This window comes from Pseudoxanthomonas sacheonensis (assembly GCF_010093305.1).
GTDB lineage: Bacteria > Pseudomonadota > Gammaproteobacteria > Xanthomonadales > Xanthomonadaceae > Pseudoxanthomonas_A > Pseudoxanthomonas_A sacheonensis.
The window spans coordinates 154,018-175,298 of the sequence record NZ_PDWS01000005.1 but is presented as its reverse complement, the minus strand read 5'-3'; the positions used below and the strand labels follow the sequence as shown (position 1 = coordinate 175,298).

General features: G+C 65.7%; 23 protein-coding genes and 1 tRNA gene. 10 read left to right on the top strand and 14 right to left on the bottom strand.

Going from position 1 to position 21,281, the window contains the following annotated elements; all coding sequences use genetic code 11:
- Positions 1–7 precede the first annotated feature (7 nt).
- The gene (locus CSC73_RS06895; protein ID WP_093285840.1) at positions 8–346 is read left to right on the top strand and encodes a CD225/dispanin family protein; all 339 of its coding nucleotides are present in this window, start codon (positions 8–10) and stop codon (positions 344–346) included.
- 2 nt (positions 347–348) lie between these two features.
- Positions 349–762: a DUF2752 domain-containing protein gene (locus CSC73_RS06890; protein ID WP_246197409.1), complete on the top strand. Its 414-nt coding sequence runs from the start codon at positions 349–351 to the stop codon at positions 760–762.
- 84 nt (positions 763–846) lie between these two features.
- On the opposite strand, the gene CSC73_RS06885 is transcribed toward CSC73_RS06890, so the two are convergent.
- The 6 genes from CSC73_RS06885 to CSC73_RS06860 form a co-directional block, all read right to left on the bottom strand.
- Positions 847–1,746, bottom strand: a complete 900-nt coding sequence (locus CSC73_RS06885) for a hypothetical protein (RefSeq protein WP_163839690.1) — start codon at positions 1,744–1,746, stop codon at positions 847–849.
- Positions 1,747–1,894: 148 nt separating this feature from the next.
- Complete coding sequence (gene nudC / locus CSC73_RS06880) at positions 1,895–2,812, bottom strand: NAD(+) diphosphatase (protein WP_163839689.1); 918 nt, start codon at positions 2,810–2,812, stop codon at positions 1,895–1,897.
- 32 nt (positions 2,813–2,844) lie between these two features.
- On the bottom strand, positions 2,845–3,231 hold the full coding sequence (gene erpA, locus CSC73_RS06875) for an iron-sulfur cluster insertion protein ErpA (RefSeq protein ID WP_163839688.1): 387 nt from the start codon (positions 3,229–3,231) through the stop codon (positions 2,845–2,847).
- A 57-nt stretch (positions 3,232–3,288) separates the two neighbouring features.
- Positions 3,289–4,026, bottom strand: coding sequence for a DUF6776 family protein (locus tag CSC73_RS06870; protein WP_246197400.1), 738 nt, complete (start codon positions 4,024–4,026; stop codon positions 3,289–3,291).
- Between the two features lie 69 nt (positions 4,027–4,095).
- On the bottom strand, positions 4,096–4,506 hold the full coding sequence (locus CSC73_RS06865; protein ID WP_163839719.1) for a bactofilin family protein: 411 nt from the start codon (positions 4,504–4,506) through the stop codon (positions 4,096–4,098).
- A 63-nt stretch (positions 4,507–4,569) separates the two neighbouring features.
- On the bottom strand, positions 4,570–5,286 hold the full coding sequence (locus CSC73_RS06860) for a DUF6776 family protein (protein ID WP_163839687.1): 717 nt from the start codon (positions 5,284–5,286) through the stop codon (positions 4,570–4,572).
- 187 nt (positions 5,287–5,473) lie between these two features.
- Between CSC73_RS06860 and CSC73_RS06855 the strand changes: the two genes are divergently transcribed.
- Genes CSC73_RS06855 through CSC73_RS06845 form a run of 3 tightly spaced genes read left to right on the top strand, consistent with a single transcriptional unit; the run spans position 5,474 to position 10,449 of the window.
- On the top strand, positions 5,474–6,094 hold the full coding sequence (locus tag CSC73_RS06855) for a DUF4126 domain-containing protein (protein WP_163839686.1): 621 nt from the start codon (positions 5,474–5,476) through the stop codon (positions 6,092–6,094).
- A gap of 60 nt (positions 6,095–6,154) precedes the next feature.
- A complete protein-coding gene (locus CSC73_RS06850) occupies positions 6,155–8,023 on the top strand; it encodes an EAL domain-containing protein (protein ID WP_163839685.1) in 1,869 nt (622 codons plus the stop codon).
- Positions 8,024–8,043: 20 nt separating this feature from the next.
- Positions 8,044–10,449 carry an ATP-binding protein gene (locus tag CSC73_RS06845; RefSeq protein ID WP_163839684.1) on the top strand — a complete coding sequence of 802 codons (2,406 nt, stop codon included), beginning with the start codon at positions 8,044–8,046 and terminating at the stop codon, positions 10,447–10,449.
- On the opposite strand, the gene bfr is transcribed toward CSC73_RS06845, so the two are convergent.
- The 3 genes from bfr to CSC73_RS06830 form a co-directional block, all read right to left on the bottom strand.
- Positions 10,422–10,892, bottom strand: coding sequence for a bacterioferritin (gene bfr / locus CSC73_RS06840; RefSeq protein WP_163839683.1), 471 nt, complete (start codon positions 10,890–10,892; stop codon positions 10,422–10,424). The genes CSC73_RS06845 and bfr overlap by 28 nt on opposite strands.
- Positions 10,893–11,000: 108 nt before the next feature.
- Positions 11,001–11,222, bottom strand: coding sequence for a (2Fe-2S)-binding protein (locus CSC73_RS06835; RefSeq protein WP_163839682.1), 222 nt, complete (start codon positions 11,220–11,222; stop codon positions 11,001–11,003).
- Between the two features lie 62 nt (positions 11,223–11,284).
- Positions 11,285–11,881: an RNA pyrophosphohydrolase gene (locus CSC73_RS06830; protein WP_425502283.1), complete on the bottom strand. Its 597-nt coding sequence runs from the start codon at positions 11,879–11,881 to the stop codon at positions 11,285–11,287.
- Positions 11,882–12,000: 119 nt separating this feature from the next.
- Between CSC73_RS06830 and CSC73_RS06825 the strand changes: the two genes are divergently transcribed.
- Positions 12,001–12,077 (top strand) — tRNA-Met (locus CSC73_RS06825).
- A 331-nt stretch (positions 12,078–12,408) separates the two neighbouring features.
- Positions 12,409–12,741, top strand: a complete 333-nt coding sequence (locus tag CSC73_RS06820; protein ID WP_163839681.1) for a hypothetical protein — start codon at positions 12,409–12,411, stop codon at positions 12,739–12,741.
- Between the two features lie 37 nt (positions 12,742–12,778).
- On the opposite strand, the gene CSC73_RS06815 is transcribed toward CSC73_RS06820, so the two are convergent.
- From CSC73_RS06815 to CSC73_RS06805, 3 genes are all read right to left on the bottom strand, one after another.
- Positions 12,779–14,395, bottom strand: coding sequence for a phosphoethanolamine transferase (locus tag CSC73_RS06815; RefSeq protein ID WP_425502282.1), 1,617 nt, complete (start codon positions 14,393–14,395; stop codon positions 12,779–12,781).
- Between the two features lie 50 nt (positions 14,396–14,445).
- Positions 14,446–15,243, bottom strand: coding sequence for a phosphatase PAP2 family protein (locus CSC73_RS06810; RefSeq protein ID WP_163839679.1), 798 nt, complete (start codon positions 15,241–15,243; stop codon positions 14,446–14,448).
- 108 nt (positions 15,244–15,351) lie between these two features.
- On the bottom strand, positions 15,352–17,076 hold the full coding sequence (locus tag CSC73_RS06805) for an ArnT family glycosyltransferase (protein ID WP_211840833.1): 1,725 nt from the start codon (positions 17,074–17,076) through the stop codon (positions 15,352–15,354).
- Positions 17,077–17,225: 149 nt separating this feature from the next.
- Here CSC73_RS06805 and CSC73_RS06800 point away from each other — a divergent pair, with 149 nt between their 5' ends.
- Positions 17,226–17,963 carry a response regulator transcription factor gene (locus CSC73_RS06800; protein WP_163839717.1) on the top strand — a complete coding sequence of 246 codons (738 nt, stop codon included), beginning with the start codon at positions 17,226–17,228 and terminating at the stop codon, positions 17,961–17,963.
- Here CSC73_RS06800 and CSC73_RS06795 read toward each other — a convergent pair.
- Both CSC73_RS06795 and CSC73_RS06790 read right to left on the bottom strand, forming a co-directional pair.
- Entirely contained in the window at positions 17,960–18,295 is a 336-nt protein-coding gene (locus CSC73_RS06795; protein WP_163839678.1) for a lipid-A-disaccharide synthase N-terminal domain-containing protein, read from the bottom strand. The two genes, CSC73_RS06800 and CSC73_RS06795, sit on opposite strands and share 4 nt — an antisense overlap.
- Before the next feature lie 7 nt (positions 18,296–18,302).
- Positions 18,303–19,043, bottom strand: coding sequence for a glycosyltransferase family 2 protein (locus tag CSC73_RS06790; protein ID WP_425502281.1), 741 nt, complete (start codon positions 19,041–19,043; stop codon positions 18,303–18,305).
- 247 nt (positions 19,044–19,290) lie between these two features.
- Between CSC73_RS06790 and CSC73_RS06785 the strand changes: the two genes are divergently transcribed.
- On the top strand, positions 19,291–19,989 hold the full coding sequence (locus CSC73_RS06785) for a response regulator transcription factor (protein ID WP_163839677.1): 699 nt from the start codon (positions 19,291–19,293) through the stop codon (positions 19,987–19,989).
- Positions 19,979–21,247, top strand: coding sequence for a sensor histidine kinase (locus CSC73_RS06780; protein WP_163839676.1), 1,269 nt, complete (start codon positions 19,979–19,981; stop codon positions 21,245–21,247). The genes CSC73_RS06785 and CSC73_RS06780 overlap by 11 nt, the downstream gene beginning before the upstream one ends.
- The last annotated feature ends 34 nt before the right edge of the window (positions 21,248–21,281 follow it).

Sequence of the window (21,281 nt, the reverse complement as noted above, 5' to 3'; positions counted from 1 at the left end):
AATCCAGATGAGCTACGTACCGCCGCCCGCTTCCGCCGCCGCCCCCGGCAGTGTTCCCAATCACCTTGCCTGGGCCATCATTTCCACCGTGCTGGCCACCTGCCTGTGCTGCCCGCTCGGCCTGGTCGGCATCGTGGCGATCGTGTTCTCCAGCAAGGTCAACAAGCTGTTGGCGCAGGGCGATATCGCCGGCGCGCAGCGCGCCTCGGCTACCGCAAAGACCTGGTGCTGGGTCGCCACCGCGCTGGCCATCATCGGCGTGGCCTGGACGACCTACAGCCTGACCATGGGCGACGGCTTCGCCCAGTACCAGCAGATCATGGAACAGGTGCAGTCCGCGCAGTGATCGTGGCACTGAAGCCTTTGCAGATAGCTGGACTGACAGCGGCCGCCCTGGCGGCCGTTGTCGGTTTCTGGCTGCTGCGTAATTTCGACCCCAACGCGGCCGGCAGTCCTTTCCCGGAATGCATGTTCCATGCCTTCACCGGCTGGTACTGCATCGGTTGCGGTATGACCCGCGCGCTTCACGCACTGGCCCACGGCGATGTGCCGCGCGCGTTCTCGATGAATCCGCTGGCCATGTCGATGCTGGCGATCTCGCCATTGCTGGCGGCGTGGAAACTGGGCTGGCAACCCGCTTTCCTGCGGCCTTTGATCGCGGTGGTGGCCGAGCCGAAATTCTGGCTGGTGCTGCTGCCGTTCTACTGGGTGGCGCGGAATCTGCCGTGGTTTCCTTTTACGTTGCTGGCGCCGGGCAGCTGAAGATTCTGTAGGAGCGGGCCCTGCCCGCGACGCTCTTCGTTCAATGAAAAAAAGCGTCGCGGGCAGGGCCCGCTCCTACACAGCTCAGCTCACCCAGCCCGCGACCACGAACAACGCCAGCACCGCCATCCACAGCAGCAGGATGCGCCACACCAGGCTCATGGCGTCGCGCAGTTCGGGCAGTTCGCGCATGGCCTGGACCATGCCTTCCTCGGCGTACTCCTCGGCCTCTTCCGCCAACTCGCTCTTGACGCTGGCGCGTGCGGCCGCGCCCAGGAAGCCGTTGTCCAGTTGCAACTGATTGCCGCGCGCTTCGCGCCACGCATTGAATACGGCGTCGAAATTGCCGACCAGCGCCATCGAAAGCGTCATCAGTTGGGCCACCGGCCAGTCCAGCACCGCGTACAGGGCCCGTGCGCCTTGCCGTGTTTCGGCGGGCAGAGTGCGCGCGAATTCCCCTTCGACCGAGAACGCGGCCAGCCGGTACAGCAGGGCGCCCACAGGCCCCAGCAGCAGAAACCAGAACAGCACGCCGAACCAGCGATGCAGGGCGTTGCGGAACACCGCTTCGACCAGTGCCGGACCATCGGCCGCGGCGGCGGCGCCGTCCGGCCACAGCCGCGCGATGGCCGCGCGCCGCGTGGGCGGATCGTGCGCATCGATGATCGCCTCCACATCGATATCCAGATCGCGCGGCCCCCAGGCGTAGACCAGCGCGACGATGCCGAACAGCAGCCCTACGAAACCCAGCAGCAGCGGGGGCGCGCGCAGCGCCCATTGCAGCAGGGCGACGATCAGCAACGGCGGCAGCAACGCCATCGCTATGCCATAGCGCCCGCGCCAGAAACCGTCTTCGCCCGTATTCGCATCCAGCCAGCGCAGCCAGTGGCCGTACCAATGGTAACGGCGCGCGGCCGTCACCAGCGCAGGCGCCACGTGCCCCAGCACCAATGCAATGACGACGGCAACCAAAGTAATCGACATGGGTATCCCTCCGTGGGCGATTCTAGCTTGGCCTACCGTGAATGGCGGGTCGCGGCCGCTTGAGGGGCCAGTAGGTCCGGGCTACGTCCCCGACACGCGCTGATCCACTAGGCGTACGTGCGTCGGGGGCGTAGCCCCGACCTACTGCTCAGGTGGCGGTGATCCCTTCATACCAATGTTCGATGAGCGAACGTGCGATGGAGATGCGCGGCGACAGCAGCATTCCCGATGCATCCTCGCCTTTGCGCTGGCGCGCCGCAGCGATCTCTTCCACGGTGAACCAGCGCGCGTCTTCCAGCTCGCCGTCCACCTGCGGCGCGTCGGGTTCGGCATCGGCGATGAAACCCAGCATCAAGGCGCCGGGGAACGGCCAGGGCTGCGCGCCCAGGTAGCGGCAGCTGCGCACGCGCACGCGGGTTTCCTCGAACACTTCGCGCACCACGGTCTGTTCCAGCGATTCGCCCGGCTCGACGAAACCGGCGATCACCGAATAACGACGCGCGGGCCAATTGGCCTGGCGGCCGAGCAGCAGGCGCTCGCCATCGCTGACCGCCACTATCACTGCGGGATCGACCCGTGGGTAGTGGTCGGCGCCGCATCGGCTGCAATGGGCCACGTAACCGGCGCGGCGGAATTCGATGGCGCCGCCGCAAATACCGCAATAGCGCGTGCGGCTGCGCCAGTGCTGCATGGCCCGTGCGAAGGCGAAGGCGCTGGCCTCGGCGGCGGGCCATGAAGCGGCGGCGCGGCGCAGGTCGATGCGTTGCGGAGCGGTCAACGGCAGCGCCTCGGCTTCCAGCGAAAACCAGGCGGTGTCGCCATGCAGTCCGAGCAATACCGCGGTCCCCGGTCCGCCGCCGAGCGCGGCGCCGGTTGCGACCAGCAATCGCCCGGCTTCATCGGCGAAGGCGTTGCCATCGGCGTCCAGCACGATCACCCGCGCCTGCGGCCACAACCGCGCCAATGCGTCGGCGTCGTCGCGCAAGGCGTCGGCGCGATTGAGCGGTTCGCCGGCAAAGGCGAATCCGGAAAGTTCGGCGGGGAATTTGGGGCGGGGGTCTGTCACGGCGCAGGCATGATACGCGGCGGCAGGCGCGCTCACATGCTGAAGCTGCTTCCGCAACCGCAGGTGGTCTTGGCGTTGGGATTGCGGATCACGAACTGCGCGCCCTGCAGGCTCTCGGTGTAGTCCACTTCCGAGCCCATCAGATATTGCAGGCTCAACGGATCCACCAGCAGGGTCACCTGGTCGGTATCCACCGCCACATCGTCATCGGCGCGGTTTTCGTCGAACTCGAAACCGTACTGGAAGCCCGAACAGCCACCGCCCTGGATATAGACGCGCAGGGCCAGCGACTGGTTGCCTTCCTCGTTGATCAATTCGCGCACTTTGGCCGCGGCCGCATGGGTGAAGTTCAGCGGGCGATCCAGCGACTGGTAGTTCGGCGCAGACGCGGCGCCTGGCAGGGAAACGAGCGTGCTCATGGGATCAGGATGGGGCCGGACGGCTGCCGGTTCAAGCAGGCACAACCGAGCCGCGCGTCAGGGGGCGGGCGCGGCGGGCGCACCGGCCAGCGAATCGGCCCAGGAGAAGGACTGCTCCAGCGGGTTGCCGCTTTGCGGAACAAGGCGCACGGCGACGCGGGACGGCTTGAAATCGGCAGGCAGCATCAGGTCGCCCTCGACCTGCTGGAAATACTTGAACGAATATTCCACGCCCGGCGCATTGGGCTGCTGGCGCAGATCGGCCCAGGCCAGGCGCTGCAGCTTGCCCGCATGGGTGCCTTCCACCGAAACCTGCAGGCGCCCGGCGTTGACCGCGCCGCGGTTGAGGTTCTGGGTCAGGGTGGCGACGAAATGCCAGGTCAGGTCGCTGGAGGGCTGCAATTGCAGTTCGTGCACGGTCAGGCCGCGGCGCTGGGCCGTGGCGCCCACGAAACGCTCGTAGAAGGCCACGTCCGCGCGCAGGCCGGCGATTTCCTCATCGCGCTCGGCCAGCGTGCTCTGCAGGTCGCCGTTGGCGTCGCGGCTGATCTGGTCGGAGCGGGCCAGGGTGGCGGCACGTTGTTCCAACTGATCGATCCTGCGTTGCTGGGCCTGCAGCTGCGCAGGCGTGGGCTGGCCCGCATCGGCGTCACCGAAGACTTTCCAAAGCCCCCAGCCGCCGAAGCACAGCGCCAGCAGCAATAGCGCGCCTGTCGCGTAAAGAGTGCCGCGCGCCAGCGGCGTCAACGGCTGGATGTGCGGCTTGGCCTGGGCCGGAGCGGCTGGATCGATCATGGCTCAGCATAGCCCTTGCGGGTTAAGGAACCTCTGAACGAAGGGGGTCGGCGCCCCTCTCGGCCCGATTCAGCCGCTGGAAGCCACCAACGTGGCGACCGGCGCGACCGCGGTTTCCGCATCGACATGGATCAGCCGCCCGGTGAGGGTCGCGCCGGCGCGCATTTCCACGATCTTGTAGTGCACGTTGCCGGTCACCCGCGCCTTGGCCGCCAGCTCCACGCGCTCGGCCGCGTACACATCGCCCTGCAACTGGCCGTTGAGGATCACCACCGGCACCTGCACTTCGCCCTCGATCCGGCCCTGCTCGGCCAGGGTCAGCACGGCGCGCTCGCCTTCTTCGGCGATGACCTTGCCGTGGATGCGGCCTTCCACATACAGCCCGCCGCTGAAGACCAGATCGCCCTGGATCGTGACCTGGGGGCCGATCAGCGTATCGATGGCATGGCCGTCGTGATGGATCGGCTTGTTCTTGAGCATGAACATGAGGGTCTCCGTGGCGACTGAATAAAAAAAGGGGAACGTACAAAAATAGCGTGGCGCTCAGGTGTTGGCGCTCTTCCAGTCGAAAGCCTGCTCCACCGCCACGTCTTCGCCATCCAGCAGCACGCGTACGCGTTGCGGGGTGAAATCGCTGGGCAGCATCACCTGGCCCTCCAGGCTCTGGAAATAGCGGAAGGAGAATCCCTGCCCCTGCATGCCGGGCCGCTGGTTCAGTTCGGCCCAGTCCACCGTGGCCAGCTTGCCGGCGCGCACGCCTTCGAGCACGAAACGCATCCGGCCCTGGCTGATAGCGCCGCGGTTGAGGTTCTGGGTCAACACGATCTGGTAGTGCCAGGCGCTGCCCACGCCCGGGGCGAACTCCGAGGAAAACACGTTCAGCCCCTTGCGTTGCTGGGTGGGGCCTACCAGGCGTTCGTAGAAGGCCACATCGGCGCGCAGGGCGGAAATTTCTTCGTCGCGTTCGGCCAGCGCGCCCTGCAGATCGCCGTTGGCGTCGCGGCTGATCTTGTCGGACACGGCCAGGGTGGTTTCGCGTTGGCTCAATCGCTTCAACCGGGCCTGCTGGTCGGCCAGCTGCCGCTCGGCACTGCGCATGCGCGCCGTCGCCTCGGCCAGGGTGGGCGCGGCGCGAAGGCTCGCCCAATGCCAGGCCAGTCCCAACGACAGCAACCAGAGCGTGCCGACCGCAGCGAGCCAGGGCCAGCGGCGCGTTTGCCGGCGTTGCACGATCTGGTAGCGGGAGGGGATCGCGGGCATCGGGGGATTTCCGGGGAATATTCAGTGCTGGAGGAAAGCCCGGGAAAGCATTCGCTCCCAGGCGGACACGCGTCCGGCGATACCCGAGGCGGCTCAGGTAGCGCCCGGGCAACGGGCCTATACTCGGTAACGGTTGGACGGCCCCCTGCGACCGTCCGGTGTGCCCCAGTCTAGGCGAATCATTCTCATGTCCGAAGCGCATCTTTTCGTAATTGGGATCCTGTTGGCATGGATGGCCGGGATTCGCGTGTACCTGACCGTGTTCGGGCTGGGCGTGGCCGGCGCACTGGGGTGGCTGGACCTGCCGCCCGCGCTGCAAGTCACCCAGTCCTGGTGGGTGCTGGGCGCATCGGGCGCATTGGCGCTGACCGAATTCTTCGCCGACAAGATTCCCGGCGTGGATTCGGGCTGGGACCTGCTGCAGACCCTGGCGCGGGTGCCGGCAGGCGCTTTTCTGGCCGCGGCCACCCTGTCGCCCGACGGCCAGCTGGGCGCCGGCGCCCTGGCGGCCGGCGCGGGCGTCGCGCTGACCAGCCACCTATTGAAGAGCGGCTCGCGCGCCTTGCTCAATACTTCGCCCGAGCCGGTCAGCAATTGGACCGCCTCGGTGACCGAGGACGTAGTGGTGGTCGGTGGCCTGTCGCTGGCCTTCGCCCATCCCTGGCTGGCCCTGACGCTGGTAGTGGGGGTCAGCGTGATCCTGGCGTTGGCGGTATGGTGGGTCTGGCGCAAACTGTCGAGGGGACTCCGCAGTCTTATGCAAGGTCCCCGGTCCATGGCCGGACCGATGGAAGGATCGGGGCCATGACCGGCACCCACAATCTTGTGAACTTCGTCGCATAATGGGCCTCATGCTTGGGGAAGCCTGATGTCAGCTATCGAACCCACATCCCGTCCGCAGGACGAGCCCTTACGCTCCCGACTGCGCGCCGAAAAGCCACCGTCGCACTACTGGCGTCGCTGGACCGACGACGCGCCTGCCGAAGAGCCGGCGACCACCCTCGCCGCCAAGGACGCTCCGGCCCCTGAAACGGACACAGCCGACGAGAACGCCGCCACTATGCCCGCCGCCGCCAAAGACACGCGAAAACACGAAACCGGCGAGGCGCCGTTCCGGATACTGATCGTGGAAGACGATCGCGGGCAGGCGCTGTTCGCCCAGAGCGTGCTGCATGGCGCGGGCATGCAGGCCGAAGTGGAGATGGCGCCGGACGCCGTGATCGAAGCGATCGGACGCTTCAAGCCCGACCTGGTGTTGATGGACCTGCACATGCCGGGACGCGACGGCATGTCGCTGACCATGCAGATCCGCCAGCGTCCGGAACTGCTGCATCTGCCCATCGTGTTCCTGACCGGCGATCCGGATCCGGAGCGCGAGTACGAAGTGCTGGAAAGCGGCGCCGACGATTTCCTCACCAAGCCCATCCGCCCGCGCCACCTCATCGCGGCAGTGTCCAACCGCATCCAGCGTTCGCGCCAGCGCGTACCGCTGGCCGCTGCGCCGCAGCTGACTCTGAACCCCGAAACCGGCCTGCCCACCCGCGCCTACCTGATGCTGCAACTGGGCAACGCGCTGGAAGAGCAAACGCCGGGCGGACTGTTCTTCGTAGAAATCAGCGGCACTCTGGGCTTGCGGGAGCGCTACGGGTACGCGAACTTCGAAAACCTGATGGCCGCCGCCGGACGCGAGCTGGCGCTGGCCGCCGCGCCGCATCCGCTTGCGCGGCTCAACGACAACAGTTTCCTGGCGCTGGCCAAGGATCTGGACGCCGACAGCATGGCGGCCTTCGCGCGCAAGCTGCGCGAGCGGCTGGGCCAGCACGATTTCCCCGTACGCGCCGACGAGACCCTGCGCCTGGCGGGAGCCGTGGGTTACGCGGAGGTGCCGCATACGTTCTCCGACACCGGCAGCGCACTGGAAGCCACCGAGCGCGCCGCGCTGCTGGCCCGCCAGCAGTCCGAGGGCATCGCCGCCTACACGCCGCCCGCGGCCAACGAAGAAGGACTTTCGCTGCTGGACGCGAACCTGGAGCTGGCCTACCAGCCCATCGTCTCGGTCGCCGGCAACAACCTGGCGCAGTACCAGGTGTTTTTGCGCATGCGCCAGGCCGACGGCACGCTGGTGCCCGCGGCGCAGGCGGTGCCTGCGGCGGAAATGGCCGGCCGCATCGTCGAACTGGACCGGCAGGTGATGGAACGGGTGCTGGATCTGCTTTCCCAATCCCAGAGCGAGGGCAGGCTGCTGCGCCTGTTCGTCTCGCAATCGCCGCGTTCGCTGGCGCGCGAATCCTTCGCCGATTGGCTCTTGCAGGAGATCGCCGCGCGCGGCATCGAAGGCACCTCGCTGATCATCGACCTGCGCCTGGACGATGCCCTGATCCATTCGGTGACGCTGCGCCAGTTCTGCAACCGGCTGATGACCGCGGGCGTGCAGTTCTGCCTCAGCCAGTTCGAACCCGGCCGCGAAGCCGAAGCGCTGCTCACCCAGCTGCCGCTCGGCTACCTGCGCGTGGCCAGCCGCTATGCCGCCGCCCACAACGACCCGGCCCTGCGCGACCAGCTGCGCGGGATGATCGATCTGGCCCACCGGATGGGACTGCAGGTGATCGGACAGCAGATCGAAGATCCCCAGGCCGCGGCCGCGATGTGGATGGGCGGCGTCGACTTCATACAGGGCAACCTGGTGCAGGGAGTCGGCAGCGATCTGGGCTTCGATTTCCACAACGCGGTCCTCTAGAAATGAGCAGGCTGGGGCGCATGCCCGTAGCGCCCTGGCTGGTGCTGGCGGCGATCCTGCTGACCTTGGTCTCGCTGCTGCTGCCCTGGTTCGGCATCGCCGGGCCGTGGCCGTGGGTGGCATTGGCGAGCGCCGGCGTGGCCGCGTTCGTGTGCGTGATCGTCGCCTTGCGCATGCGCAGGCTGGCCGCCTACTACGAAGGCACCGAAGCGCGAGCGGCGATGGCCGAATCCGAGCGCGACAATCTGCAGAAGGACCTGCATCGCCACGACCGCCTGGAGCAGCAGCTGCTGCTGGCCAAGCAGGCGGCCGAATCGGCGGTGCTGGCCAAGGGCGAATTCCTGGCCACCATGAGCCATGAGATCCGCACGCCGCTCAACGGCATCGTGCCGATGCTGGACCTGCTTTCGCGCGCGGCCCTTCCGCCCGACCAGCGCGACATGCTCAACACCGCCAGCGCCTCTTCCCAGCAGCTGCTGCGCATCGTCGACGACATCCTCGACTACTCCAAGCTGGAAGCGAACAAGCTGGAACTGGAAATCACCGGTTTCAATCTGCGCGAAGTGCTGGACGGCGTGTTGCAGCTGATGCAGCGCCCGGCCGAGAACAAGAACATCCGCCTCAACCTGCAGCTGGACCCCGCCGTGCGGCTGCCGGTGCGCGGCGACCCGGTGCGCATGCGCCAGGTGCTCAGCAATCTGATCGGCAACGCGGTTAAATTCACCGAGCGCGGCACGGTCACGGTCAACGTGCGCAGACTGGGCGAAACCGCGGCCCAGCACCTGCTGCGTTTCGAAGTGCGCGACACCGGTATCGGCATCGACGCCGAAGCGCAGACGCGGCTGTTCAACTCGTTCAGCCAGGCCGACGCCTCCACCACCCGCCTGTACGGCGGCACCGGGCTGGGCCTGGCCATCTGCAAGCGCATCGTCGACCTGATGGGCGGACGCATCGGCGTGCTTTCCGAACCGGGGCGCGGCTCCACGTTCTGGTTCGAGGTGCCGCTGCTGAAGGTGATCGGCGACATGCGCGCCCAGGATTCAAGCCTGGAACCCACCCGGGCCCTGCTGGTCGGTCCGGAGACCCGCCTGCGCCAGCGCCTGTCGATTCTGCTGCCCAGCTGGGGCATACAGCTGACCTGCGTGGATACCACCCAGGAGGCGCTGGAGCGCCTGCGTTCGGCCCAGTCGCCGTCCTTCTCCATCATCCTGGGCGACCTTTCCTCCATCCGCGCCAGCGCGCGCGCGCTGCATCGCGGCATCACCCGCAACAACGTCGCCGATAAAGTGCGCATGGTCTGGTTGTACGGCGACGAGGAAATTCCCGACGAACTGCGCGACGGCAGCATCCTGCTGCCGCGCCAATCGCACGGCGCCGATCTGCATGCCGCCCTCTCTTTCGCGCCACCGGCTCTGCAAGCGCCGGTCGTGGGTTTCGAGGAAATCCCGCAGCGCGACGATCCGATCGCCGTGGAGAAAACGTCGGCAGCCATGGATCCGGAGATTCCGGCGCAGTCCGGCGCGGACGCGCCCATCGCCGCCGATCAGATCGACGCACCGCCCATCGTCACCCGCCTGCTGCTGGTGGAAGACAACCCGGTCAACCTGGCGGTCGGCGAAAAGCTTCTGTCCGTCCTGGGTTACAGCTGCGACATCGCCATCAACGGCCAGATCGCGCTTGAGAAAATGGCGACGGGCCGTTACAGCCTGGTGCTGATGGACTGCCAGATGCCGGTGCTGGACGGTTATTCGGCCACCCGCGAATGGCGCGACCAGGAAGTGCTGCAGGGTTCGACGATGCGCCTGCCGATCGTGGCCATGACCGCCAATGCCATGGCGGGGGACCGTCAGCGCTGCCTGGATGCGGGCATGGACGATTATCTGTCCAAACCGGTATCGCGCGAGCAACTGGAAAACTGCCTGCAGCGCTGGCTGCCGGGGCGCGCCAGTTTCGGCCTGCGCGATGCGGTCCAGCCCACCCCCGACGCCAGCGTCCCGGCCGCAGCTTCCCCGCAGCGGCCTTCTGCGCCACCGGTCTTCCCGGTGCTCGACCACAACATGCTGGACGAGCTGCGGGAAATCGCCGGCGACGAAACCGTGCGCATCATCGGCCTGTTCCTGGAAGATGCGCCGCGTCTGATCGCGCGGCTGGAATCGGCCTCTACCGTTCCCGACCTGGAAGCGATGCGCGAGGCCGCGCACACCCTCAAGTCCTCCAGCGCCAATGTCGGGGCGATGGCGCTATCGACCGCTGCCAAGCGCGTGGAGCTGGGCGCGCGCGCCCAGAAACTGGACCGCCCGGCGGTGGCGGTGGCGCTGGTGATCGCCGAATACGCGCGCGCGCGCATGGCCCTGCAAGGCTATATCGCGCGGCTCGATCGCGATTCCGACGCGACCGCTCAGTCTTCCAGCTTGGTCAGCAGGTAGTTCGGTTCGCCGATGCGGTCGATGACCGACAGTTGCGTTTCGATCCAGTCGATGTGCTCTTCTTCCGATTCCAGGATATCGGCGAACAGCTGGCGGCTGACGTAGTCGCTGACCGTTTCGCAATACGCGATGGCCTCGCGCAGGACCGGCAAGCCTTCGAGCTCGAGAGCCAGATCGCATTCCAGCAGTTCGCGCGGGTTCTCGCCGATCCGCAGCTTGCCCAGCATCTGGAAGTTGGGCAGGCCGTCCAGGAACAGGATGCGCTCGGACAGTTTGTCCGCGTGCTTCATCTCGTCGATGGATTCTTCGTATTCGTGCTTGGCCAGTTCGCCCAGGCCCCAGTTCTTCAGCATCTTGGCGTGAAGGAAATACTGGTTGATCGCGGTCAGCTCGTTGTAGAGGGCCTTGTTGAGGAACTCGATGACCTTGGCGTCGCCCTTCATGGCCGTGCTCCGGTGGGGAAGGCGGGCAGGTTAGCGGCTCGCGCAGGGCGATGACGAAACGCGAATCGTGCTCATCTCGCGGCGGAAACCGCTTACGGGCGCGGTAGGTCAGGCGGCCCGGGAAATGCCGGCGCCCAGCATCGGCAAGGAAAAGGCGCTGCGGCGCTCGGGCGCGTGGGCGTCCAGGATATCGGCGGCCGTCTCCAGGCAGCTGCCGCAGGTGGCGCCGCAACCGGTGCGCATGGTCAGCTCGGCCACGCTGCGCACGCCGCTGGTGGCGGCTTCGCGGATCTGGTGGTCGGTGACTCCATTGCAGATGCAGACGTACACGTTCGGTGGATTCCTGGCGGCCCGGTGGGGTTGCCCTATTCCATCGCGAATGAGAATGATTGTCAATTCTTGCCGGGACGGCCGCTGCCGCCGCGTTTGGCTGGCGGTCGGGCAGCGGGGCGTGACCCACCCAGTTCGGGCAACCAGGCGTCGATCAGCATCTGCGGCACCGCATGCGCCCCCGCCACCAGGCGGGCGAAGGGGGCCAGATGGCGCAGGGCGCGGGCATAGACCCCGCGCTTGAACATCACCACGTGCTCCATGGGATACCAGAAGTCCACCCAGCGCCAATGGTCGAATTCGGGGGTTTCGGTGAGATCCAGGCGGACGTGGGACTCGTCCCCCACCAGCCGCAGCAGGAACCACACCTGTTTCTGGCCGATGCAGACATGCCGTTCGTTGTGGCGCACGGCGCGGTGCGGCAGCCGGTAGCGCAGCCAGCCTGGGGTGGCGCCCAGAATCTCGACATGCTCTGGCAGCAGGCCGGTTTCCTCGCGCAATTCGCGGTACATGGCCTCGACCGGCGTCTCATCGGTGTTCATGCCGCCCTGCGGGAACTGCCAGCCATCCCGGCGCACCCTGCGCGCCCAGAACACCCGCCCATCCGGGCCCATCAACACTATGCCGACATTAGGTCGGTAGCCGTCCGGATCGATCACGATGCGGACTCCTGAAATCTACTGGCTCCGACTGTGCCACGCCCAAGCGGATGTCTCAAGCAAAGCGATTCTCATTGACAGGCGCGGGTCAGACAGGAAAAATGCGCGGTTCAATGCACGGCTATGTAGCTCAGCCGGTTAGAGCACAGCACTCATAATGCTGGGGTCGGTGGTTCGAGTCCACCCATAGCCACCACCATTCAACGCCTCGTTGGATCCGGCATTGAACCATTCAACCCCGCGCATTTGCGGGGTTTTTTGTGCCCGGGATACCGCCACGCCCGGCCTGGGCCCGAATGTCGCCGCACCCGGCCGGCCAGCCGGACAAGACCGGGTTTCGCAGCCGCCGGCACACTCGCGCTGCCTTCTCTGCGCGCCCGCCCATCGAAGAGGCCACGCGAACCCGAATCGGACTTCCAATCCGCGCTGAACCAGGACTGGGGCTTAACCCGTAACGAACGCCGGTACGACCGAGTTCCGACGGTTCGGCGGACATCATCGCCGCCGACTCCTTCGAGCGAGCGGCGATGAAGAATTCAAGCATGGAGGTTGCGGGCAACTTCGCTGTCGATGGCGGAGAGCGCGCCTCGACCGAGGACCCCACCAGGGACGCCACGCGAACCGAAGGCGGCATGCCGACTACCGCCTATCCGCGCCTTCTCCGTATTTTCATCGGATCGACCGTTGCCGCGGCCTTGTGCGGTCTTGCGGCTCTGGCCGCGGACGGCAGCAAGGGGCTGCACCCCGCCCCGTTCCTCGCGCTGGCCACGCTATTGGCCATCGCGGCCGCCTGCGCCTTCCTCTCGATGCTGACGTGCCTGCTCACGGAAGCGGCCGTTCTCTGGTGGAGGAAACGCTAGGGCGCGAGCCGCCGCCAGCAGATCGGGCCGCGCTTCTTTACTGGCGGTTGCGGCATTTCGCGAACAGGTCGTAAGCGGGCTGATATTCGCGGGTATTCACCTGCATCAGCCCCAGGATCGAAGGAAACAGGTTGTCGTGGCTGGCCGGCTCCGCCGCTTCGCGCTTCAGGCATGCGGTATCCAACCTGGCGTCCTGCACCAACCCGGGCGAGAGCCACATCACCATCGGCACCCGGATCTGCTCCGCCGGGGCGATGGAGTAAGGCACACCGTGCAGGAACAGGCCCTTTTCGCCCAACGATTCGCCATGGTCGGACACATAGATCAGGGCGGTGTCGTAATCGGTCCGCGACTTCAACAGGGCGATGGTTTCGGCCAGGAAGCGATCGGTGTACAGCAATGCGTTGTCGTAGGCGTTGACGATACTCTGACGCTCGCACTGGCCCAGTTCGGAGTTGTCGCAAGTAGGCGTGAAGCGTTTGAACTGCGGCGGGTAGCGTTCGAAATAACTGGGGCCGTGGTTTCCCAACTGATGCAGCACAACCACCTGGTCGCCTTTTGAAGGCGAAAGCTGCGAGGGGAGATCTTTGATCAGGATCTCATCCAGACAACGTTTGCCATTGCACAGGCCGGCGTCTTTGGCGTCGGTCAGGCGCTGGGTCGGCAGCCCGTCGCACACTCCTTTGCAACCGGATTGGTTGTCGCGCCACAAAGTGGCCACGCCCGCATGGTCCAGCACATGCAGCAAGGACTGGTGGCTGCGGATTTCCATTTCATCGTAGTTGCGGCGGCCGTAGGCAGAGAACATGCAAGGCAGCGATACTTCGGTACTGGTCCCGCAGGCGTTCATCTGGGAAAAATTGATGAGTCCGTCGACCTTGGCCAGCTCGGGCGTGGTCTGGCGCGCGTAGCCGTTCAATCCCCAATTCTGGGCGCGCACGGTTTCTCCGACCACCAGCACAAGCAACCGTGGTTTGCTGCCGCTGGCGCGCGCAGCCTGCTTGGCGTCGGTTCCCAGCGGCAGCAGCGCCTGCCTGGGGCCGGGAGGAGACGCCAGCAACACCTTGGACAGCGCGACCACGTAATTGGCCGGAGTCACCAGATAGCGCACCTCACGATGGTTTCGCACCAGCGATGAGATGTCCTGGAAAGAAAGCAAGGCGCCGACGGCCGCCATCGCCGCCATCGCCGTCAGGAACGCGGAACGGATGGCCAGCGCGCGCGGCCAGCTGCGCTTGAGCAGGCGTACGCGCCACAGGGCCGCCACCGGAATGAGGGTCAGCGCGATGGGAATCAGCAATTGCGGGGACAGCAACTCGCTGGATTCCTTGCTGTCGGTATGCAGCACGTTGCGCAGCATGTCGGCGTCCAGATACACGCCATAAGCGCTCATGTAATGGGCAGCGACCGCGGTGACCAGAAGAAGCACGCTCAGCAGCGGCCTGGCTGTCCAGCGATTGACCACCAGGCCCAGCAGCAGCGCATGCAGCGCGGTCACCAGCAGAAACAACGACAACGCCAGCCGCCACTGCGCCAGCGGATGGGCCAGCGCACCATGCCAGAACGAGCCATTGCTGAACATGGAAAAAAACACGCTGCAAAGCAGGATCAACGTTTCGCTTGCAAGGACTGGGCGCAGTCTCCACCAGGCCATCGACCGATCGTCGTTTCGGCTGATCGCTTGCGGGTTTGCGGCGACGGCGCTCATGACGCGGCCTGGGCCGACAGGTTGGCGCGACGGCGCCCCAGCATCAGCTGGTAAAGCGCCAATGCGATGAGCCAGCAGATCATCAGCGTCCACACGTCATGGGAAAGGAAGTGCGCGCCGCGAAGCTGTTGCGCGACCCCGAACACGGCACCCAGACCCAAGGCGAACCCAAGCCCCCACCAGCGCCAGCGCGGACGTGCGCTCAAGAAGAAGAAATACAGCGCGACCCAGGCGTAGCCGGCACTGGCGTGGCCGGCAGGAAAGCACTTCGCATGCCCCAATATCGACGGACGGTGCATGAATAGCGAGTAGTAAGCATCGTCGCCCCCATAGCGCAGCAAATCCCAAGGGCAGTCCATGTTGGTCCAGCGCTTCAACAGACCGACGGCGGCCGTGGAGAGCGCAGTGGCCAGCAGCAGATAGATCAACGGCCACCGCCATTGCCTTCCCTTCCGCAGCAACAGCGATATCGCGACCATCAACGCCAAGGTGAACCATAGGTCCTTGCTGGCTTGGCGGCCTGCCGCATGCAACAGATCCTGGGTGATGTACCCGGTCCGCAGGCTCCAAGCGTGGCCTTCCATCGCGTACAAGCGATCCGCGAGCCAGAGATCCCCGTGCAGAACGATCAGCAACAGCGACAGACCGGCGAAAACCGCCAGCGGCGCCCACAGATGGTGGAAGTAGAACCGCGATCCGGCGCTTGGCCATGCGCGCACCGGATTGCCGCCCAGCGCGCCGGGGCCGATCGCCAGCCAGTATCGTGGAGACGGTGAAGGATTAAGGGATTGCATCCGCGCGCGCATAGAACCGGTTGGCGCGCATGATTGGAGTTGGCCTGTCGGAGAGCGGTCGGAGCGGAGTTCGCGGCCCGTTAAGAGCCCGGATCGGTCAGCTGAGGTTCAAGGAGTTTTTTCGTCTTCTTCCGCTTCGAACGCCGGGGTCGTGCAACCCGGCTTCCACGCGCTGCCCGGCACCAGCAGCCAGGCGTTGCGGTTGGATTGGCCGATGTCCACCGCGCGCGCGCGATCCACGCAAGGGCTGACCGCCTTGTCCAGCACGAACACCCAGCGCCGCGCCGGATCCTCCAGCAGCCAGGGACCGGCTTCGGCCCATTGCTCCTGCCATGAATTCTTGAAGCCGAAATCGACGGTGGGCCGATCGCTCTGCAGCAGGTTCTGTTCCCGCCAGGCCACCATGCCCAGCTGCGCTTGCGGACCGATGTACCGACCCACCCGCTGCATCAGCTTGCGTGCGGAACTGTCGGCGTCCAACGCAGGCGCAAGGCCCAGGCCATAGGTCATCCACAACAACGCGGTCACTACGACCACCGCGGTGCCCACGCGCCGACGCCATGCCCACAGGATCACGGCCATCGAGACCAGGCCGAAAGCCAGCAACCAGAAAAGGAAAGTGCGCAGAGTGGCTGCATCGATATCACGCTGCGCAGCCAGCCGGTGCGCCCATTCGCTGGCTCCGAGCAATCCGGACAGCGCCATAGCGCACATCGCCAGCGCCAACGCCAGCAGGTAGCCAAGCAAAATCCGCTGCACGCCGGCGCGCCGCATCAAAGCGTGCAGCAGCGGCGCAGCGGCCACGCACAAGGCCGGCAGCATGGGGAAAATATAGACCTCGCGCTTGCCGGGACTGGCGCTGAAGAACAACAGCACCAGTGCGCTCCATCCCAGCAGCAGCCAGAAACGCCGGTCGCCGCGGCGCAGCCGGCGCCACCAGGCGGGCGCCAGCCAAGGCAGCAGCAATGCGCCCGGCAACCACAAAGTCACGATGACCTGGGCGAAATACCAGAACGGTTGCACATGGTGCCAGGCCCCCGCATAGCGCTTGCCGGTCTGCTTGAACAGGATCTCGCTTGCATAGGCTTGGAATGAGGGATCGGAGCTGTTGTAGACCGCCCACAGCATCGGCACGACCCACACGCCCGCACCTGCGACGAAGCACAGCGCGCCGAGCAGCCAACGCCATCCGCCAGGGGCGGGCGGCACGGGCGGAGAAGCTTTGCGGTCCCGCCACGACAGCGCGGCCCAGGGCAACAGCACCAGCACCGGAAGAAAACCCACCCCCTTGGTCACCGTGCCCAGTCCGGCGGCAAAGAAACCCAGCCAGGCCAGCGGCCAGTTCGGTCCACGCAGCAGGTGGCGCAACAGCCCGTATAGCGACAAGGTGGTCATCGCCACCAGCACCATGTCGATCTGGCCGCGCTTGGCCTGCAGGCCGAACTGCAGGCAAACGAACAAAGCCAGCGCCGCATACTGCCCTGCCCTGCGGTTCCACAGCCGGACGGCCAGATCGTAGGTCAGCCATAACGTCAGCAGAGCGGCCAGCAACGAGGGCAGCAGGAAGGCGATCCGCCAGTTGCCGGTCGCCTCGTACGCGGCTGCTTGCATCCACATGAATACCGGAGGCTTTTCGGCGTAGAACTCGCTTCCCCGGTGCGGAAACAGCCATTGCCCCGACTCGACCATGTCGCGGGCGGCCAGAACGAAGCGCGGCTCATCCGGAGGCGAGGGATCCCGCAGGCCCAGCCCGGCCAGCAGGCTGACCGCGGCGAGCAGGATCAGGATCGCGAAGCGGGACGAGGGCAATTGCGGTCGTGACAAGCTGGTCATTGGGATTCGCAGTGCTCGCGGAAAACCGTAGGGACAATGGTGTGTTTTGCAATGTAGGAAATTTGTTAGAGCTTGCTCTGACGTTTTTCCGACCGCAGCGGTGAAAACATCCGGTGCGCCACTTTCACGGCGAACCGGAGGGCTGTGCCGTGCGATTGCTGGTGGTGGAGGACAACGCGAGCCTGGTCGCCAATCTGTTCGACTACTTCGAAGCGCGCGGCCATACCTTGGATGCGGCTCCCGACGGCGCCACCGGCCTGCACCTGGCCACCCACCAAGTCTACGACGTGGTCATCCTGGACTGGATGCTGCCGCGCATGCCCGGTCGCGAGGTGCTGCGCCGGCTGCGTATCGAGCGCCCCGTCCAGCCGGTCATCATGCTGACTGCACGCGACGAACTGGCCGACAAGGTCGCCGGTTTCAGGGCCGGCGCCGACGACTACCTGACCAAACCTTTCGCGCTGCCCGAACTCGAGGTGCGGCTGGAGGCGCTGCTTGCCCGCAGCGGGAAGCGGGGTCGCGACCGGGTGCTGGAAATGCATGGCCTCAGGCTCGACCTGCGCACCCTGGAAGCGCATCGCGACGGACAGCTGCTGCACCTTTATCCGACCTGCCGCAAGCTGCTCGAAACGCTGATGCAGGCCAGTCCAGCAGCCGTTTCCCGCGAACATCTGGAACATGTGCTCTGGGCGGACAGCCCGCCGGACGGCAACCTGCTGCGCTCGCACGTGTATGAGTTGCGGCGCAGCGTCGATGGTCCGTTCGCGGTGAAACTGATCCATACCCTGCCCAGGGTCGGCTATCGGCTCGCGTTGCTCGGAAAGAATAGCGAGGCCCCTGCGGATGTCCAGAACCGCGGCGAGCAGACGACGCCGAGGGTCGGCTAATGCGCTCCGCGATCCCGTTTCCATCCGCGGTGACGGATATCCAGATACAGGCTGTAGATCGCGGTGAAGGCCGGAAACAGGTTCTGGATGACCCCCACCGAATCCTGCTTGGAGGAAAACAGGAAGTAACTCAGCGTCATCAGGCTGCCGACGATGCTCATGTACCAGAACAGCCGCGGAATCACCGGTTTACGGGCACGGCGCGAAGCGACGAACTGCACTGCCCAGCGCGCCCCGAACATCAGCGCGCCGACCATGCCGATCACCTTCCACGGGGTCATGTGCAGGCCGGTCCAGCCCAGCCATAGGATTTCCTGGTTCATCGGATGCATGAGCGACTCACAGTTCCTCTGCGCGCGGAATCCTGCTGCGTTTGATCAACCAGACCACGCCGCGCAGATCGCCGATGCCGACCCAGGCGCGGTGGAGGTTGTTGTACTTGGAAATCCCGGCCGAACGGCTGCGGTGATTGACCGGAATGCTCACGGTACGCCAACCGGCGCGTTGCATCAGCGCGGGCAGGTAACGATGCATGTGGTCGAAATAGGGCAGCTCCAGGAAGGCCTCGCGTTCGAACAGTTTGATGCCGCAACCCGTGTCCGGCGTAGCGTCGCGAAGCAGACGGGAGCGGATGGCGTTGGCCCATCGCGATGCCCAGCGTTTGCTGGCGCTGTCCTGCCGGTGCACACGCCAGCCGGCGAACAGACGCACCTCCGCTGCCGCCGAAGCGCGCGCCTCCAGCAATTTGGGGATGTCGGCCGGATCGTTTTGGCCGTCGCCATCCAGGGTCGCTATCCAGCGCGCGCGCGCCGCCTTCACGCCCGTGCGGATGGCCGTGCTTTGCCCGCTCTGCACCAGATGACGGACTACCCGCAGTTCGGGAACCTGCTCCCGCAACGCCTTGAGCCGCAGCAGGCTGTCGTCGGTGGAGTTGTCATCCACATAGACGATCTCGAAAGGCAGGCGCGAATGCAGCGCCGCGACGATTTCGTGGACCAACGGCGCGATATTGTCGCGCTCGTTGAACACGGGCACGACCACGGAAAGTTCGGGAATCACCAAGGGCTGCGTCTTGAGCATAAGGTCCGGCTAACGATGGCAGAAGGCGCCCCGGCGGATCGACGCCTGCGCATGCGAGTACGGCCGAAACCTCTCCGATCCTCTCAGTCGGTGCAAAGGGTGGAAAACCGGGTGTCGGAAATTCGTCAGAAACACGTTAGCCTCACGTTAACCATACGCCCTCCCTGCCGCCGCGCAACTTTTTGACAGGGAGGCGCGATGCTGGGAGCATCGACTCCCCATTGCGCCACGCTTTCCGGGATCCCCCATGCGACTGCTGGTGATCGAAGACAACCGCAGCCTGGTCGCCAACTTGTTTGAGTACTTCGAAGCCCGCGGTCACACGCTGGATGCGGCTCCCGACGGCATTACCGGTCTGCATTTGGCCGGCAAAAGCGCCTACGACGTGGTCATTCTGGATTGGATGCTTCCGCGGATGGACGGCAGGGAAGTGCTGCGCCGACTGCGCGAGAACGAAAACTCCGGCGTGCCGGTCATCATGCTGACCGCCCGCGACGAGCTTCCCGACAAGATCGCCGGGTTCCGCGCCGGAGCCGACGACTACCTGACCAAGCCATTCGCCCTGCCCGAGCTTGAAGTCCGCATCGAGGCGTTGATCGCGCGCGTGGCCGGTCGCGGCCGCAAGCGGATACTGGAGGTCGAGGATCTGCGCCTGGACATGGCCACGCTGGAAGCCACGCGCGCCGGACAGCCGCTGCACCTGTATCCGGCCTGCCGCAAACTGCTGGAAATACTGATGCAGGCCAGTCCCGCCGCGGTGAGCCGCGAACGGCTGGAGCATGCGCTGTGGGGCGACGACCCGCCCGATGGCGACATGCTCCGTTCGCACATCTACGAACTGAGGCGCAGCGTCGATGGCCCGTTCCCGGTCAAACTGATCCATACCCTGCCGCGGGTCGGCTACAGGCTGGCGGCCATCGCCCGGGACGACCCGGATGGGATCTAGGCCGCTACTGAAACACCGCATTCTGCAATGGCTTTTCGTCTATGCGGTGTTGCTGTCGGCGGCCGTGCTGGCGGGGGGATACATCATCCATGAACGGGTCGAGCACCTGGCCTGGGAATCGCTGCTGCGTTCCGAGCTGGACTTCTATGGGCAGCGTACCCATGCCAACGCCGCCTATCGCTGGCGCGATACCGACACGCTGCGCATGTTCGGGGTGCCCGGCACGCCGCCGTTGCCGGCCGACCTGGCTTCACTGGAGGCGGGTTTGCACGACGACATGACCCTCGACGGAGTGACCAGCGTCGTGCTGGTCGATCAGATCGACGGGAAGCCCGTGGCCATGGCTCTGAACCTGACCGAATTCGAAGGCGTAGAGGGCGCCATTACCGCTGCAGTGGCCGCCGGCACGGTCGTTGTGATCCTTATCCTTGGCCTGGTGGTGATGTGGCGGCTGGGGCTGGTGATCCAGCCGCTGGCCATGCTTGCCCAGCAGGTCGAAAAGCTGAAGCCTGCGCAAGCCGACCAGAAAGTCGTACTGGACGAAGACGCCAGCGCCGAGATGGTGGTCATCGCCGACGCCTTCAACGATTACCTGCGCCGCAACCAGAGTTTCGTGGAGCGCGAGCATGCCTTCATCGCCAGCTCGAGCCATGAATTGCGCACGCCCATCGCGGTGATCGCCGGCGCCTCCGAGCTGGTCCTGGATCAGGCGGACGTTCCACCGGCCGCGCGCAACCAGGTGGCGCGCATCCACCGCACTGCGCGCAACGTGGAGCAGTTGATTTCGTTGCTGTTGACCCTGGCCAAGGATCCCTCGCGGCTGGCGGACTCGAGCGACCATGTGCCGTTGGACCAGTTGCTGCCGGAGATCGTGGAAGACCATCGCCACCTGACTCGCGACAAGGATCTGACGCTGGTGCTGGAAGCCATGCCTCCCTGCGAAATCGTGGCGCCGGTGACCATCGTACAGGCGGCGATCGGCAATCTGCTGCGCAACGCCATCGAAAACAGCGACCGCGGCCAGATCCGCATCAGCCTGCGGCCCGACGCCACCGTGGTGATCGAGGACCCGGGCCATGGCATGTCGCCGGAGGAGATCAGCGAAATCTACGCGCGAGTGGCGCGGGGCGGCGGACGCGACGGCGGGGGCATAGGCCTGGACCTGATCTCGCGCCTGTGCGAACACCTGGGCTGGAATCTCGCATTCTCTTCGGTGTCCGGCCGCGGCACGCGCACTACCTTGCGCCTGCGCCCGTAGGTCGGGGCTACGCCCCCGACGCACGCGCACCCGG

What these genes read in the sequence shown, in the direction of transcription:
- erpA (WP_163839688.1), bottom strand. Translation starts at nt 3,231, where the DNA reads ATGAGCACGCTCGTTTCCCTGCCAGGCGCCGCGTCTGCGCCGAACTAC.
- CSC73_RS06895 (WP_093285840.1), top strand. Translation starts at nt 8, where the DNA reads ATGAGCTACGTACCGCCGCCCGCTTCCGCCGCCGCCCCCGGCAGTGTT.
- CSC73_RS06845 (WP_163839684.1), top strand. Translation starts at nt 8,044, where the DNA reads ATGCCCGTAGCGCCCTGGCTGGTGCTGGCGGCGATCCTGCTGACCTTG.
- CSC73_RS06785 (WP_163839677.1), top strand. Translation starts at nt 19,291, where the DNA reads ATGCGACTGCTGGTGATCGAAGACAACCGCAGCCTGGTCGCCAACTTG.
- CSC73_RS06815 (WP_425502282.1), bottom strand. Translation starts at nt 14,395, where the DNA reads ATGGCCTGGTGGAGACTGCGCCCAGTCCTTGCAAGCGAAACGTTGATC.
- CSC73_RS06860 (WP_163839687.1), bottom strand. Translation starts at nt 5,286, where the DNA reads ATGCCCGCGATCCCCTCCCGCTACCAGATCGTGCAACGCCGGCAAACG.
- CSC73_RS06810 (WP_163839679.1), bottom strand. Translation starts at nt 15,243, where the DNA reads ATGCAATCCCTTAATCCTTCACCGTCTCCACGATACTGGCTGGCGATC.
- CSC73_RS06855 (WP_163839686.1), top strand. Translation starts at nt 5,474, where the DNA reads ATGTCCGAAGCGCATCTTTTCGTAATTGGGATCCTGTTGGCATGGATG.
- CSC73_RS06885 (WP_163839690.1), bottom strand. Translation starts at nt 1,746, where the DNA reads ATGTCGATTACTTTGGTTGCCGTCGTCATTGCATTGGTGCTGGGGCAC.
- CSC73_RS06795 (WP_163839678.1), bottom strand. Translation starts at nt 18,295, where the DNA reads ATGCATCCGATGAACCAGGAAATCCTATGGCTGGGCTGGACCGGCCTG.
- CSC73_RS06780 (WP_163839676.1), top strand. Translation starts at nt 19,979, where the DNA reads ATGGGATCTAGGCCGCTACTGAAACACCGCATTCTGCAATGGCTTTTC.
- CSC73_RS06865 (WP_163839719.1), bottom strand. Translation starts at nt 4,506, where the DNA reads ATGCTCAAGAACAAGCCGATCCATCACGACGGCCATGCCATCGATACG.
- CSC73_RS06870 (WP_246197400.1), bottom strand. Translation starts at nt 4,026, where the DNA reads ATGATCGATCCAGCCGCTCCGGCCCAGGCCAAGCCGCACATCCAGCCG.
- bfr (WP_163839683.1), bottom strand. Translation starts at nt 10,892, where the DNA reads ATGAAGGGCGACGCCAAGGTCATCGAGTTCCTCAACAAGGCCCTCTAC.
- CSC73_RS06820 (WP_163839681.1), top strand. Translation starts at nt 12,409, where the DNA reads ATGAAGAATTCAAGCATGGAGGTTGCGGGCAACTTCGCTGTCGATGGC.
- CSC73_RS06805 (WP_211840833.1), bottom strand. Translation starts at nt 17,076, where the DNA reads ATGACCAGCTTGTCACGACCGCAATTGCCCTCGTCCCGCTTCGCGATC.
- CSC73_RS06790 (WP_425502281.1), bottom strand. Translation starts at nt 19,043, where the DNA reads ATGCTCAAGACGCAGCCCTTGGTGATTCCCGAACTTTCCGTGGTCGTG.
- CSC73_RS06850 (WP_163839685.1), top strand. Translation starts at nt 6,155, where the DNA reads ATGTCAGCTATCGAACCCACATCCCGTCCGCAGGACGAGCCCTTACGC.